The following is a 14,610-nucleotide window of genomic DNA, read 5'->3' as shown; positions in this document are numbered from 1 at the left end:
CCGACCACTACTCGGTCGGGAGATCCCCTATGTGGTGCAGGCGGATCAGGTTGGTGGAGCCGGGGACGCCGGGCGGGGAGCCGGCCGTGATGACGACCAGGTCGCCCTTCTTGCAGCGGCCGATGGCCAGCAGGGCCGCGTCCACCTGGCGGACCATCTCGTCGGTGTGGCTGCACAGCGGGCCGAGGAAGGTCTCCAGGCCCCAGGTGAGGGCCAGCCGGCTGCGCACCGCCGGCTCCGGGGTGAAGGCCAGCATCGGGATCATCGAGCGGTAGCGCGACAGCCGGCGACCCGTGTCGCCGCTCTGGGTGAACGCGACCAGGTATTTGGCGTCGAGCCGCTCGGCGATCTCGATCGCGGCCTTCGCGATCACCCCGCCCTGTGTGCGCGGACCGGCGATGGTGCGGATCTCCTCCTGCATCGCGGTGGAGTCCTCCGCCGCGACCACGATCCGCGCCATGGTCTTGACGGTCTCGATCGGATACTTGCCCACCGAGGTCTCGCCCGAGAGCATCACCGCGTCGGTGCCGTCCAGGACGGCGTTGGCGACGTCGGACGCCTCGGCCCGGGTGGGACGCGAGGCGCTGATCATCGAGTCGAGCATCTGGGTGGCGACGATGACGGGCTTGGCATTGGCCCGAGCCAGCGTGATCGCGCGCTTTTGCACGATCGGCACGGCCTCCAGCGGCATCTCGACGCCCAGGTCGCCGCGGGCGACCATGATGGCGTCGAAGGCGTGGACGATCTCCTCGAGGTTGTCCACCGCCTGCGGCTTCTCGATCTTGGCGATCACCGGCAGCCGGACACCGACCTCGTCCATGATCTTGTGGACGTCCTCGATGTCCCTCGCGGCACGCACGAACGACAGCGCGATCATGTCCGCACCGAGCGCGAGGCCCCACTTGAGGTCCTCGATGTCCTTCTCGGACAGCGCGGGGACGCTCACCGCCACGCCGGGCAGGTTGAGCCCCTTGTGGTCGGAGACCATCCCGCCCTCGATGACGATCGTGTGCACGCGCGGGCCCTCGACGTCGACGACCTCCAGGGTGACCCGGCCGTCGTCGATCAGGATCCGCTCGCCCTTGGTGACGTCGGCGGTCAGCCCCTTGTAGGTGGTGCCGACCTCGTGCTTGTCGCCGGGGACGTCGTCGGTCGTGATCGTGAACTCGTCGCCGCGCTCCAGGAGCACGGGGCCTTCGGCGAAGGTCTCCAGGCGGATCTTCGGGCCCTGGAGGTCGACGAGGATGCCGACGCTGCGACCGGTTTCGTCGGATGCCCGACGGACGCGGTGATAACGCTCCTCGTGCTCGGCGTACGCGCCGTGGCTGAGGTTGAAGCGGGCTACATCCATGCCTGCGTCGACCAGCGTGCGGATCTGTTCATACGAATTTGTGGCAGGACCCAGGGTGCAGACAATTTTGGCTCGACGCATGGTCCCAAAGCCTAGTTCCTACCGCTGGGTAAGCCGTACCCGCGTCCGGTATATGGCGCTTTTCCGGCATGCGGAAAGGGCGCCGCAACGGCGGCGCCCTTTCTCGTTCACGCGACTTTCGTCACATATTCAATCCCGACCCGTGCGGTCGCGCTCCGTCACACCGTGAGCGGTCTATCGGTCGGCCGGATCGGCGCCGGCAGGTTGGTCCCGCCGGTCAGCCAGCCGTCCACCGCCGCCGCGCACGAGCGGCCCTCGGCGATCGCCCAGACGATCAGCGACTGGCCGCGTCCGGCGTCGCCGGCCACGAACACGCCGTCCACGTTGGTCGCGAACGCCTCGTCGCGTGCCACGTTGCCGCGCTCGTCCAGGGCCAGGCCCAGCTGCTCGACCAGCCCGTTGGAGCGGTCGGTTCCGGTGAAGCCCATCGCCAGGAAGACGAAGTCGGCCGGGATCTCCCGCTCGCTGCCGGGCACCGGTACGAAGCGGCCGTCCTCGAAGACCACCTCGACCAGCTTGAGCGCCCTGACCCGCCCGTCCTCGCCGCCGACGAACTCCTGCGTGTTGACGGCGTAGACGCGCTCGCCGCCCTCCTCGTGCGCGCTGGCCACCCGATAGGTCATCGGGTAGGTCGGCCACGGCTGCGCGGCGGGCCGCTCCTCGGAGGGCCGGGGCATGATCTCCAACTGGGTGACCGAGGCCGCGCCCTGGCGGTGCGCGGTGCCCAGGCAGTCGGCGCCGGTGTCCCCGCCGCCGATGATCACCACGTGCTTCCCGGCCACGTCGATCGGCGAGGCGACGAGGTCGCCCTCCTGCACCTTGTTGGCGTACGGCAGGTATTCCATCGCCTGGTGCACGCCGCCGAACTCGCGTCCGGGGATCGGCAGGTCGCGCGCGGCGGTGGCACCGGCCGCGATCACCACCGCGTCGTAGCGCCGGCGCAGCTTGGCCGCGTCCAGGTCGGTGCCGATCTGCATGCCGGTGTAGAACTTGGTGCCTTCCGCGCGCATCTGTTCGATGCGCCGGTTGATGTGCCGCTTCTCCATCTTGAATTCGGGGATGCCGTAGCGCAGCAGTCCGCCGATCCGGTCGGCCCGTTCGTAGACGGCCACGGTGTGCCCGGCCCGGGTGAGCTGCTGGGCGACGGCGAGGCCGGCGGGGCCGGAGCCGATCACCGCGACGGTCTTGCCGGAGAGCCGGTCGGGCGGCTGCGGGGCGACGTTGTTGTCGTCCCACGCCCGGTCGATGATCGAGACCTCGACGTTCTTGATGGTGACCGGCGCCTGGTTGATGCCGAGCACGCACGCGGCCTCGCACGGCGCGGGGCACAGCCGCCCGGTGAACTCCGGGAAGTTGTTGGTGGCGTGCAGGCGTTCGCTCGCCGCCTGCCAGTCGTCGCGCCAGACCAGGTCGTTCCACTCGGGGATGATGTTCCCCAGCGGGCAGCCGTTGTGGCAGAACGGGATGCCGCAGTCCATGCAGCGCCCGGCCTGTTCGGTGATGATCGGGAGCAGTGTGCGCTCCTCGTACACCTCCTTCCAGTCCCGGATGCGCACGTCGACGGGGCGCCGCGTGCCGAGCTGTTGGGGCGTGGTCAAAAAGCCCTTCGGGTCAGCCATGAACCGCCTCCATCATCTTCTGGACGATCTCGGTCTCGGGGAGACCGGCTCGCTCGGCGGCGTCCTTGGCGGCGAGCACTGCCTTGTAGTCCCTGGGCAGGATCTTGGTGAAGCGCCGGGAGGCGGCGTCCCAGTCGGAGAGCAGGGCTTCGGCGATGGCCGAGCCGGTCTCCTCGTGGTGCCGGCGCACAACGTCGTGCAGTTCGGCGCGGTCGGTGGCGTCGAGGTTCTCGATGCCCACGAGTTCGGTGTTGATGTTGTTCGGGTCGGCGTCGAGGAGATAGGCGATGCCGCCCGACATGCCGGCCGCGAAGTTGCGGCCGGTGCGGCCGAGGACGACGGCCCGGCCTCCGGTCATGTATTCGCAGCCGTGGTCGCCGACGCCCTCGACGACGGCGGTGGCGCCGGAGTTGCGCACGCAAAAGCGTTCGCCGACGACGCCGCGCAGGTAGATCTCGCCGCCGGTGGCGCCGTAGCCGATCACGTTGCCGGCGATGATGTTGTCCTCGGCGGCGAAGGTCGCGGCGCGGTGGGGGCGGACGGTGATCCGGCCGCCGGACAGGCCCTTGCCGACGTAGTCGTTGCCGTCGCCTTCGAGCCGCAGGGTGATGCCCTTGGGCACGAACGCGCCGAACGACTGGCCGGCGGAGCCGGTGAGCGTGATGTCGATGGTGTCGTCGGGCAGTCCGGCGCCGCGGTAGCGCTTGGTGACCTGGTGGCCGAGCATCGTGCCGACGGTGCGGTTGGTGTTTTGCACCGGCAGGTTGATGACGACCTTCTCGCCGCGTTCCAGGGCGTCGGCGCTGAGCTGGATGAGCTGGTTGTCCAGCGCCTTGGCCAGCCCGTGGTCCTGGGGGCCGGTGCGGTGCAGTGGGGTGCCCTCGGGGAGCGCGGGCACGTGGAACAGGGGCGTGAGGTCGAGACCTTCGGCCTTCCAGTGTTCGATCGCCGCGGCGGTGTCGAGGAGTTCGGCGTGGCCGACGGCTTCTTCCAGGGTGCGGAAGCCGAGTTCGGCGAGCAGTTCGCGGACTTCCTCGGCGATGAACTCGAAGAAGTTGACGACGTGGTCGGCCTGGCCGTTGTACCGCTCGCGCAGCACGGGGTTTTGCGTGGCGACGCCGACGGGGCAGGTGTCGAGGTGGCACACGCGCATCATCACGCAGCCGGAGACCACGAGCGGCGCGGTGGCGAAGCCGTATTCCTCGGCGCCGAGCAGTGCCGCGACGAGCACGTCGCGGCCGGTCTTGAGCTGGCCGTCGGTCTGCACCACGATGCGGTCGCGCAGGCCGTTGAGCAGCAGCGTCTGCTGGGTTTCGGCGAGGCCGAGTTCCCACGGGCCGCCCGCGTGCTTGAGCGAGGTGAGCGGCGAGGCGCCGGTGCCGCCGTCGTGCCCGGAGATGAGCACCACGTCGGCGTGCGCCTTGGACACGCCCGCCGCGACCGTGCCGACGCCGACTTCGGCGACGAGCTTGACGTGCACTCGGGCCGCGGGGTTGGCGTTCTTGAGGTCGTGGATGAGTTGGGCGAGGTCTTCGATGGAGTAGATGTCGTGGTGCGGCGGCGGGGAGATGAGGCCGACGCCGGGGGTGGAGTGCCGGGTGCGGGCGACCCACGGGTACACCTTGTGCCCGGGCAGTTGGCCGCCTTCGCCGGGCTTGGCGCCCTGGGCCATCTTGATCTGGATGTCGTCGGCGTTGACCAGGTATTCGCTGGTGACGCCGAAGCGCCCGGAGGCGACCTGCTTGATCGCCGAGCGTCGCTCGGGGTCGTGGAGCCGCTCGGGGTCCTCGCCGCCTTCGCCGGTGTTGGACTTGCCGCCGAGCCGGTTCATCGCGATGGCGAGCGTCTGGTGCGCCTCCATCGAGATGGAGCCGTAGGACATCGCGCCGGTGGAGAAGCGCTTGACGATCTCGGAGACCGGTTCGACCTCGTCGATCGGGACGGGCCGGCGCACGCCGTCGCGGAAGCCGAACAGGCCGCGCAGCGTCATCAGTCGCCTGGACTGCTCGTCCACGCGCGCGGTGTACTTCTTGAAGATGTCGTAGCGGCGGGTGCGGGTGGAGTGTTGGAGCCGGAAGACGGTCTCCGGGTCGAACAGGTGCGGTTCACCCTCGCGGCGCCACTGGTACTCGCCGCCTATCTCCAGCCGGCGGTGCGAGGGCGCGATGCCGGTGGGCGGGTAGGCCTTGGCGTGCCGGCGGGCGACCTCCTCGGCGACGATGTCGAGGCCGATGCCGCCGAGCTTGCTGGTGGTGCCGGTGAAGTATTCGGCGACGAAGTCCTCGGCGAGGCCGATGGCTTCGAACACCTGGGCGCCGCGGTAGGAGGCGACGGTGGAGATGCCCATCTTGGACATCACCTTGAGCACGCCCTTGCCGAGCGCCTTGATCAGGTTGCGGATTGCCTGTTCGGGGGCGATGTCGCTGAGGAAGACGCCCTCGCGGACCAGGTCCTCGACGGATTCCATGGCCAGGTAGGGGTTGACGGCGGCGGCGCCATAGCCGATCAGCAGCGCGACGTGGTGCACCTCGCGGACGTCGCCGGCTTCGACGATCAGTCCGACCCGGGTCCGGGTCTTGGTCCGGATCAGGTGGTGGTGGACGGCGGAGGTGAGCAGCAGCGAGGGGATGGGCGCGTGTTCGGCGTCGGAGTGGCGGTCGGACAGCACCACGATGCGGGCGCCGTCGGCGATCGCGCGGGTGGCCTCGGCGCGGATCTCCTCGAGCCGCTTGGCCAGCGCGGCGCCGCCGCCGTCGACCGGGTAGAGCCCGGAGATGGTGACGGCCTTGAGGCCGGGCTGGTCGCCGTCGAGGTTGATGTGGATGAGCTTGGCGAGTTCGTCGTTGTCCAGCACCGGGAAGGGCAGTACGACGTTGCGGCAGTCGGCGGGTTGGGCGTCGAGGAGGTTGCCCTCGGGGCCGACGAAGCTGCCGAGCGCGGTGACCAGTTCTTCCCGGATCGCGTCCAGCGGCGGGTTGGTGACCTGGGCGAAGAGCTGCACGAAGTAGTCGAACAGCAGTCGGGGCTTGGTGGAGAGCGCGGCGATGGGGCTGTCGGTGCCCATCGAGCCGAGCGGTTCGCCGCCGGCGCGGGCCATCGGCGCGAGGATGACGCGGAGTTCTTCCTCGGTGTAGCCGAAGGTCTGCTGGCGGCGCGAGACGGAGGCGTGTGTGTGGACGACGTGTTCGCGCTCGGGCAGGTCCTCCAGGTTGATCAGGCCGCCGTGCAGCCATTCCTGGTAGGGGTGTTCGGCGGCGAGCGCGGTCTTGATCTCGTCGTCCTCGACGATCCGCCGGGCCTCGGTGTCGACCAGGAACATCCGGCCGGGCTGGAGCCGGCCCTTGCGCACGATCCGGGCGGGGTCGATGTCCAGGACGCCGACCTCGGAGGAGAGCACGACCAGGCCGTCGTCGGTGACCCAGTAGCGCGAGGGCCGCAGGCCGTTGCGGTCCAGGACGGCGCCGATGAGGCTGCCGTCGGTGAAGGTGACGCAGGCCGGGCCGTCCCACGGTTCCATCACGGTGGCGTGGAACTTGTAGAAGGCGCGCCGGGCGTCGTCCATCGTGGCGTGGTTCTCCCACGCCTCGGGGATCATCATCAGCACGGCGTGCGGCAGTGGCCGGCCGCCGAGGTGGAGCAGTTCGAGGACCTCGTCGAAGGACGCCGAGTCGGACGCCTCGGGCGTGCAGATCGGGTACAGCCGGCTGAGGTCGCCGGGGATGAGGTCGGTGGCGAGCATGGACTCGCGCGCGGCCATCCAGTTGCGGTTGCCCTTGACCGTGTTGATCTCGCCGTTGTGCGCGATGAAGCGGTACGGGTGGGCGAGCGGCCAGGCCGGGAAGGTGTTGGTGGAGAACCGCGAGTGCACGAGGCCGATCGCGGACGCCAGGCGCCGGTCCGACAGGTCGGGGAAGAACGGCTCCAGTTGTCCCGTGGTGAGCATGCCCTTGTAGACCAGGGTGCGCGCGGACAGCGAGGCGAAGTAGACCTCGACCTCCCGCTCGGCGCGCTTGCGCAGCGCGAAGGCGAGCCGGTCGAGGGCGATCCCGGTGACGGTGTCGTCGACGCCGGCCACGAACAGTTGGGCGAAGCGCGGCATCGTGGCGCGGGCGCCGTTGCCGACGAGGCCGGGCGTGGTGGGCACCTCGCGCCAGCCGAGCACGCGCAGGTTCTCCTCGGCGGCGATGCGCTCGATGGAGGACTTGGCGCGGCCCGCGTGCACGTCGTCGTCGGGCAGGAAGGCGATGCCGACGGCGTAGCCGCCGGCGGCGGGCAGCGCGAAGCCGGCCGTCTCGCGCAGGAAGGCGTCGGGGACCTGGATCAGGATGCCCGCGCCGTCGCCGGTGTCGGGCTCGGCGCCGGTGGCGCCGCGGTGTTCCATGTTGCGCAGGACGGTCAGCGCCTGGTCGACGATGTCGTGGCTGGGCTCGCCGGTGAGCGTGGCCACGAATCCGACGCCGCAGGCATCGTGCTCGTTACGGGGGTCGTACAACCCCTGGGCCGCGGGAATCGCGGAGAAGAGGGGGCCCGAGGATGCGGGCATGGCAGGAGGCATGGGCGCTCCCGTCGTCGTCGTGGCGTGTGGTGCGCAACAGGGACGACGTTGGCCCTCTGCGATTTCGTGCAGGTTACACGATCAGTACGTCTATCCGGAACCCGGGACAAACCCGTCTCACCATGCGGTCACCAGGGTGATTCGGCCCGGCTCTCGGGCGCTGCGCCGCGCCGGTCGCCTTGGCATATCGGGTGGCTCATTCCCGACCATCCGGGCGACGAAACCGCACGTCTCGGACCGGTATGGCGGTTGGTTTCCGGGTGGGGTCGCCGGGCTACGGGCGGGTTACGGGCGCATCACGCCGCGTTCACGTCGTGGGTGCCTTCTATACCTGTCGGCCGATCAGCAGGCCGAGCAGATAGGTCAGTCCGCCCGCCGCCGCGCCGAGCACCAACTGGCGGGTTCCGCCGAACCACCACGGCCGGGCGGTGACCCGGGAGACCACGGCGCCGGCGCCGAACAGGCCGAGGGCGGTCAGGATCAGCGCGGGCGTGAGGGTGGTCGCCCCGAGCAGGTACGGCAGCAGCGGGAGCAGCGCGCCGATGGCGAAGAAGGCGAACGAGGAGCCGGCCGCGAGCCACGGCGAGGGCAGGTCGTGCGGGTCGACGCCCAGTTCCTCGCGGGCGTGGATCTCCAGGGCCAGCTCGGGATCGCGGGACAGCTGCCGGGCCACCTCGACGGCCAGGTCCTCGTCCAGGCCGCGGGCGATGTACAGCTCGGCCAGCTCGCGCTGTTCGGCCTCGGGGCTGCGGCACAGTTCGCGGCGTTCGACCTCGACCTCGGCGCGGGCCAGTTCGGCCTGCGAGGCGACCGAGGTGTACTCCCCCGCAGCCATCGAGAAGGCGCCGCCGGCCAGGCCGGCCAGGCCGGTGACCACCACGGTCCTGGGGGTCGCGTCGCTGCCGACGATGCCGGAGATGAGCGCGAAGTTGGAGACCAGTCCGTCCATCGCGCCGAACACGGCCGGGCGCAGCCAGCCGCCGCCGATGTCGCGGTGGGTGTGGTCGATGCCGTCCTGGTGTCCGATCTCCGGGGCGGGGTCGGGCACCTCGGCGGCTATGTGGCTGGTCTTCACGGTTCGTTCGGCCCTCTCGTCACGCTGGGGCCACGACGCTACCGTTTCGCCGCCGGGTGCCGCCGGCCAGGAAAGGCTGTCCGAACCCGCAGGTGGGCGCGGTTCGGACAGCCTTAGCGGCGTGGGTCGCTCAGCCCTTGTCGGCGGCCTTGCGCGGGCCGGAGCCGGCGTGCTGCCCGGCGTCGTCCGGGCCGGGCTCGGCGTCGCTCGCCGCCGCGTCCGGCTCCGCGTCGGCGTCGACGGGGTCGGGGCGGTCGGACTTCCCGAGGTCGACGGCGGCCTTGTTCGCGTCCGCGTCGGTCTGCTCCGCGTGCGCGTCGACCGTCTTCGCGTCCGCGTCCGTCGCGACCGCCTCCGCGTCGTCCCCGCCCTCGGGGTCGTGTCCGCGCAGCGTCTCCGGGGCCTCGCGGCCGGGGTGCTTGCGGGCCGAGACCCAGATGTAGACGAGGGCGCCGGCGAAGACGAGAATCGCCGTCCAATTGTTGAGCCGCATGCCGAGCACGTGTTCGGCGTCGTCGACGCGCATGTATTCGATCCAGAACCGGCCCACCGTGTAGCCCGCGACGTAGAGCGCGAACGCCCGGCCGTGGCCCAGCTTGAAGCGGCGGTCGGCCCAGATGACCAGCGCGGCGACGCCGACGCACCACAACGACTCGTACAGGAACGTCGGGTGGAAGGTGCCGCTCTGGCCGGGGTCGATCACGTTGTGGTCGCCGTCGATCTTCACCGCCCACGGCACGTCGCTCTCGCGGCCGTAGAGCTCCTGGTTGAACCAGTTGCCCCAGCGGCCCACCGCCTGGGCGAGCACGATGCCCGGGGCGAGCGCGTCGGCCAGCGCGGGAAGCGGGATGCCCCGGCGGCGGCAGCCGATCCAGGCGCCCACCGCGCCGAGCGCGATCGCCCCCCAGATGCCGAGGCCGCCCTTCCAGACGGCGAACGCCTGCATGGGGTCGCCACCGTCGCCGAAGTACGGCTCCGGCGTGGTGACGACGTGGTAGAGGCGGCCTCCGACGAGGCCGAAGGGCACCATCCACACGGCGATGTCGCCGACCGTGCCAGCGCGACCGCCGCGGGCGACCCAGCGGCGCTCGCCGAGCCAGATCGCGAGGACGACACCGAGGATGATGCACAGCGCGTAGCCGCGCAGCGGGATCGGACCGAGGTCGATCTGTCCGCGCGAGGGGCTGGGAATGAATGCGAGGTCCATGGCGGGTACGACGCTACCGGGTGCGGGGGGATACGTGTGCCGGCGGGCACGTGCGAACGGGCGCGGTCCCGAGGATTTCGGGGTCGCGCCCGCTCGTGCGGCGACGGACGGTGACTACTTGATCGCCGCCAGGATCTGCGCGCGCACCTCGTCGGGGGTGGCCAGGCCGCGGCCCTTGACGATCAGGTCGATGGTCTTGCCGTTGATGCCCGCGGTCGGGGTGCCGGTGACGGGGGTGTCACCGATCTTGGCGTTCTGGAACGCGTCCTCGACCTTGTTCACCCACCCGGCGTGGCTCAGGTCGTTCACGCACTGGTCGAAGGCCGGCGAGCGCAGGCCGTCGACCTTGCCCGCGAGGTCGAGCAGGTAGGAGCGGTTGCCGAACTTGTCGTTCAACTCGTCCGGCTGGTTCGCGTAGAGGGTGTCGTGGTACGGCGCGAACTTGCCCGCGGTCTGCGCGCACCCGGCCGCGTTGGCCGCGTACTTGGAGCCGTTGCCGCCGAGCTTGCCGTCCAGGAACGAGGCGATGTGGTAGTCGATCTTGATCGTGCCGGCGTCGGCCATCTGCCGCAGGGTGGGGCCGAGCGCCTTCTCCACCTCGTGGCAGATCGGACAGCGGAAGTCCTCGTACATGATCAGCGAGGGGGCGTTCGGGTTGCTGCCGACCGGGACGCCCAGGCCGTCCGCGGACAGGTTGGGCGGAGCGCTGTAGGGCTTGGCGAGCGCGTCCTTCCATGGCCCCTTCTTCTTGTTGGTCTTGGACGTGCCGACGACCACGCCGATGATGGCGACGACCGCGAGGACGGCCACGACGGCGCCGGCGATGATCAGCATCCGCTTGCGCTTGGCGGCCGCCTCCTGGCGGGCACGCTCCTGGGCCATGCGCTCGCGCGCGGTGCGCTTGCCTGCCGAATTCTTCGAGCTCACGTGATCTCAGGGCCTTTCAGTTCCCGGGTTCCGGGGTTCCGGTTCGCGTCCCCGCGGTGCTCGTCCGCCGCCGTGGTGCGCCTCGTCCTCGTCGGCGTCCTCCTCGTCCTCGTCCTCGTCCTCGAAGTCCTCGTCGTAGGGCGGTTCCTCCGGGAACAGCCAGGCGTCGGCGGACAGCCGAGTGCGGGGGAAGACGATCAGCCAGATCGCGAGCAGCAGGAAGCCGCAATCGCGCAGGATCTCCTCGAGATACGCGGTCTTGTCCGGCTCGACCGGACCGCCGCCGCCGAAGCAGCCGCAGTCGATCGCCAGGCCGCGCGCCCACGCCTGGGTGATGCCCGCGATGAACACGAGCAGGAGCAGCGCGGACAAGGACGCGACGAGCCGGGTGCCCAGGCCGAACACCAGGAGCAGGGCCAGGCCCAGTTCCAGGTAGGGCAGGGCGTAGCCGACGGGGTCGACGAGGCCGTCGGGCAGCACGTCGTAGCCGCGGACCGCGTAGGCGGCCTGGTCGGGGTCGAGTGCCTTCTCCCAGCCGGCGTACGCCCAGACGAAGGCCAGGCCGAGCCGGGCGGCGAGGCCGATCCACGGCACGTACGGCCGCAGACCCGCGAGCGGGCCCGCCGTTCTCGCCCCGGTCGGGCCTGCCGCTCTCGCCCCGGTCGGGCCGGCGGTCGCGCTCATCGCTCGGCCGCCGGCTCGATCGTCTTGCTTCCCACGGTCTGACCTCCGTCACGACGGGTGAGGTTCAGGGACGGCCGGTCCACTGGTCCCCCGCACCCGGACCGGCACATGTCCTGTCTAACCGGCCGAAGGCGCCTGAGGTTCCTGTCCGAGCGCCGCCTTACCACTCTCGGGGCTCCCCAGTCGTTGGTCGAGCAGTTCACGAAGGTTGTCGGGCGAACGCATGGCCGAGTTCCCGGAGTCGAGAATTTTTCCGTCGACGGCGATCGCGGGCGTGGCGGAGACGCCGGAGCGTTCGAACGTGCTCTCGGAGGCGCTCACCCAGGCGGCGTTGGCGTCGGTGTTCACGCACGCGTCGAAGGTCTCGCCGCGCAGGCCCTGGACCTGGCCGGCCAGGTCCAGGAGGCGGTCGGCGGTGTAGCCGTCCTCGGATTCGTCGGGCTGGTTCTTGAACAGCACGGCGTGGTACGCGGCGAACCTGCCGGTGTCGACCGAGCAGCGCGCGGCGTTGGCGGCCTTGACCGATCCGGTGCCGCCGAGCTTGCCGTCCAGGAAGGACGCGATGTGGTAGTCGACCTTGATCTTCCCGGCCTGGACGTAGTCGGCGAGCAGCGGGCCGAAGTTGGCCTCGAAGCGCTTGCAGAACGGGCAGCGGAAGTCCTCGTACACGGTGACGGTGACGGGGGCCGCGTCGCCGCCGACGCGGATGGTGCCGTCGGCTCGCACGGCGGCGGGCAGGCTCGCGAGGTCGACGTCGCGGATGGCCGCCTTGGCGCCGGTCGGCTGTGCCGCGGGGCCGGAGTCGTCGCTCTTGCTCTCGTTGCCCGTGGTGAGCACGACGCCCAGGACGGCGGCCAGCACCGCGACCACGAACACGCCGACGACGGCGAGGATGACGGGCGTTCGGTTGGTCCTGGTCTTGGCGCTCAACGCGGGTTCCTCCGATGGGGGGTGGGGTGGATGGCGCGCGACATGCCGACGGCCGCCGCTGGAGTGCTGCGGCGGCCGTCGGTCAGCCGGTGCTCATTTTGTTGGGTTTTTACACGGGATGAGAGCTTCGGGGGCGGTCAGCGCTTGCGGACGCCCTCGGCGAGTTCGCCGGCCAGGGCGCGGACGGCGTCCAGGCCGGCCTGTTCGTTCGGCGCGTCCAGGAGGGCGCGGACGAACGCGGAGCCGACGATGACGCCGTCGGCGTAGCCGGCCACCTCGGCCGCCTGGGCGGCGGTGGAGACGCCCAGGCCCACGCACACCGGCAGATCGGTGGTGGCGCGGGTGCGCGCGACCAGGTCGCCCGCGAGCGTGCTCACCGAGGCGCGGGCGCCGGTGACGCCCATCACCGAGGCGGCGTAGACGAAGCCGCCGCAGTGTCGGGTGGTGTAGGCGATGCGCTCGTCCGAGGAGGACAGTGCGACCAGGAAGATCCGGTCCAGCCGGTGGCGGTCGGTGGCGGCGATCCACTCGTGTGCCTCGTCCGGGATCAGGTCGGGGGTGATCACCCCGCTGCCGCCGGCCGCGGCCAACTCGCTCGCGAACCGCTCGACGCCGTAGCGCTCGATCGGGTTCCAGTAGGACATCACCAACGTGGCGGCGCCGGTCTCGGCGACCGCGCGCACGTTGTCGATCACGTGGTGGGTGTTGGTGCCGTGCGCCAGCGCGTGTTCGACGGCGCGCTGGATGACGGGCCCGTCCATCTGCGGGTCGCTGTACGGCAGGCCGACCTCGATGATGTCGCAGCCGCCCTCGACCATCGCGCGCATCGCGGCGGCGGAGCCCTCGACGGAGGGGTAGCCCGCCGGGAGGTATCCGACCAGGGCGGCGCGGTTGTCCGCGCGGGCCGCGGCCAGCACCTCGGTGAGCCTGGTGGTGGTACCGGTGCCGGTCACGACTGCTCCGCTTCCGCGTCGAGGAGATCGAAGTACTTGGCGGCGGTGTGCATGTCCTTGTCACCGCGCCCGGAGAGGTTGACCAGGATGGTCGCGTCGGGGCCGAGTTCGCGCCCGACCTCGATCGCGCCGGCGAGGGCGTGCGCCGATTCGATCGCCGGGATGATGCCCTCGGTGCGGCACAGCAGCCGGAACGCCTCCATCGCGGGGGCGTCGTCGATCGGCCGGTAGATCGCCCGGCCGGTCTGGTGCAGCCAGGCGTGCTCGGGCCCGACGGCCGGGTAGTCCAGGCCGGCCGAGATCGAGTGCGACTCCTGCGTCTGCCCGTACTCGTCCTGGAGCAGGTAGGTGCGCGCGCCGTGCAGTACGCCGATCGAGCCGCCGGTGATCGAGGCGGCGTGCCGTCCGGTCTCCACGCCGTCGCCGCCCGCCTCGAAGCCGTACAGCCGCACGCCCTCGTCGGGGATGAACGCGTGGAAGGCGCCGATCGCGTTGGAGCCGCCGCCGACGCACGCGCAGACGGCGTCGGGCAGCTTCCCGGTCAGGTCGAGCACCTGCTGCCGGGCCTCGACCGAGATCACCCGGACGAAGTCGCGGACCATGGCCGGGAAGGGGTGTGCGCCGGCCGCGGTGCCGAGCAGGTAGTGGGTGGTGTCGACGTTGGCGACCCAGTCGCGCAGCGCCTCGTTGATCGCGTCCTTGAGGGTGCGCGAGCCGATCGCCACCGGGATCACCTCGGCGCCGAGCACCCGCATCCGGGCCACGTTGAGCGCTTGGCGCTGGGTGTCGAGTTCACCCATGTAGACGACACACTCGAGGCCGAGCAGCGCGCAGGCGGTGGCGGTGGCCACGCCGTGCTGGCCGGCTCCGGTCTCGGCGATCACCCGGGTCTTGCCCATGCGCTTGGTCAGGATGGCCTGGCCGAGCACGTTGTTGATCTTGTGCGAGCCGGTGTGGTTGAGATCCTCGCGCTTGAGGATGATCCGCGCGCCGCCGGCGTGCTCGGCGAAGCGGGGCGCCTCGGTGATGATGCTCGGGCGACCGGCGTAGTCGCGCAGCAGGCCGGTGAACTCGGCCTGGAACTGCGGGTCGTCCTTGGCCTTGTCGTAGGCGGCGGTCAGCTCGTCGAGGGCGGCGATCAGCGCCTCGGGCAGGAACCGCCCGCCGAAGACGCCGAAGTGGCCGGAGGGATCCGGCTGTTGGGCAGTGCTGGACATGCGGGGTCCTT

Annotated in this window: 10 protein-coding genes; all 10 read right to left on the bottom strand. The window is 70.7% G+C overall.

Annotated elements, in window-relative coordinates:
* Window positions 1-7 precede the first annotated feature (7 nt).
* On the bottom strand, window positions 8-1,432 hold the full coding sequence (gene pyk / locus ACFRCG_RS11830) for a pyruvate kinase (protein ID WP_380030677.1): 1,425 nt from the start codon (window positions 1,430-1,432) through the stop codon (window positions 8-10).
* Window positions 1,433-1,590: 158 nt separating this feature from the next.
* The gene (locus tag ACFRCG_RS11825) at window positions 1,591-3,051 is read right to left on the bottom strand and encodes a glutamate synthase subunit beta (RefSeq protein WP_380030676.1); all 1,461 of its coding nucleotides are present in this window, start codon (window positions 3,049-3,051) and stop codon (window positions 1,591-1,593) included.
* Complete coding sequence (gltB, locus tag ACFRCG_RS11820; RefSeq protein WP_380030675.1) at window positions 3,044-7,594, bottom strand: glutamate synthase large subunit; 4,551 nt, start codon at window positions 7,592-7,594, stop codon at window positions 3,044-3,046. Before gltB ends, ACFRCG_RS11825 begins: the two co-directional genes overlap by 8 nt.
* Window positions 7,595-7,931: 337 nt before the next feature.
* Window positions 7,932-8,681, bottom strand: a complete 750-nt coding sequence (locus tag ACFRCG_RS11815) for a VIT1/CCC1 transporter family protein (RefSeq protein WP_380030674.1) — start codon at window positions 8,679-8,681, stop codon at window positions 7,932-7,934.
* Window positions 8,682-8,811: 130 nt separating this feature from the next.
* Entirely contained in the window at window positions 8,812-9,888 is a 1,077-nt protein-coding gene (gene lgt, locus ACFRCG_RS11810; RefSeq protein ID WP_380030673.1) for a prolipoprotein diacylglyceryl transferase, read from the bottom strand.
* Window positions 9,889-10,002: 114 nt separating this feature from the next.
* The gene (locus ACFRCG_RS11805; RefSeq protein WP_380030672.1) at window positions 10,003-10,815 is read right to left on the bottom strand and encodes a DsbA family protein; all 813 of its coding nucleotides are present in this window, start codon (window positions 10,813-10,815) and stop codon (window positions 10,003-10,005) included.
* 6 nt (window positions 10,816-10,821) lie between these two features.
* Window positions 10,822-11,499: a MauE/DoxX family redox-associated membrane protein gene (locus ACFRCG_RS11800; RefSeq protein WP_380030671.1), complete on the bottom strand. Its 678-nt coding sequence runs from the start codon at window positions 11,497-11,499 to the stop codon at window positions 10,822-10,824.
* A gap of 117 nt (window positions 11,500-11,616) precedes the next feature.
* Complete coding sequence (locus ACFRCG_RS11795) at window positions 11,617-12,429, bottom strand: DsbA family protein (protein ID WP_380030669.1); 813 nt, start codon at window positions 12,427-12,429, stop codon at window positions 11,617-11,619.
* Between the two features lie 137 nt (window positions 12,430-12,566).
* Window positions 12,567-13,382, bottom strand: coding sequence for a tryptophan synthase subunit alpha (gene trpA, locus ACFRCG_RS11790; protein WP_380030668.1), 816 nt, complete (start codon window positions 13,380-13,382; stop codon window positions 12,567-12,569).
* The gene (gene trpB / locus ACFRCG_RS11785; protein WP_380030667.1) at window positions 13,379-14,599 is read right to left on the bottom strand and encodes a tryptophan synthase subunit beta; all 1,221 of its coding nucleotides are present in this window, start codon (window positions 14,597-14,599) and stop codon (window positions 13,379-13,381) included. Before trpB ends, trpA begins: the two co-directional genes overlap by 4 nt.
* Between the last annotated feature and the right edge of the window lie 11 nt (window positions 14,600-14,610).

Source organism: Embleya sp. NPDC056575, assembly GCF_042793325.1.
In the GTDB taxonomy this organism is placed as follows: domain Bacteria; phylum Actinomycetota; class Actinomycetes; order Streptomycetales; family Streptomycetaceae; genus Embleya.
Note: the sequence above shows the minus strand (reverse complement) of the source record. Positions and strands in the feature narration are given on the sequence as shown.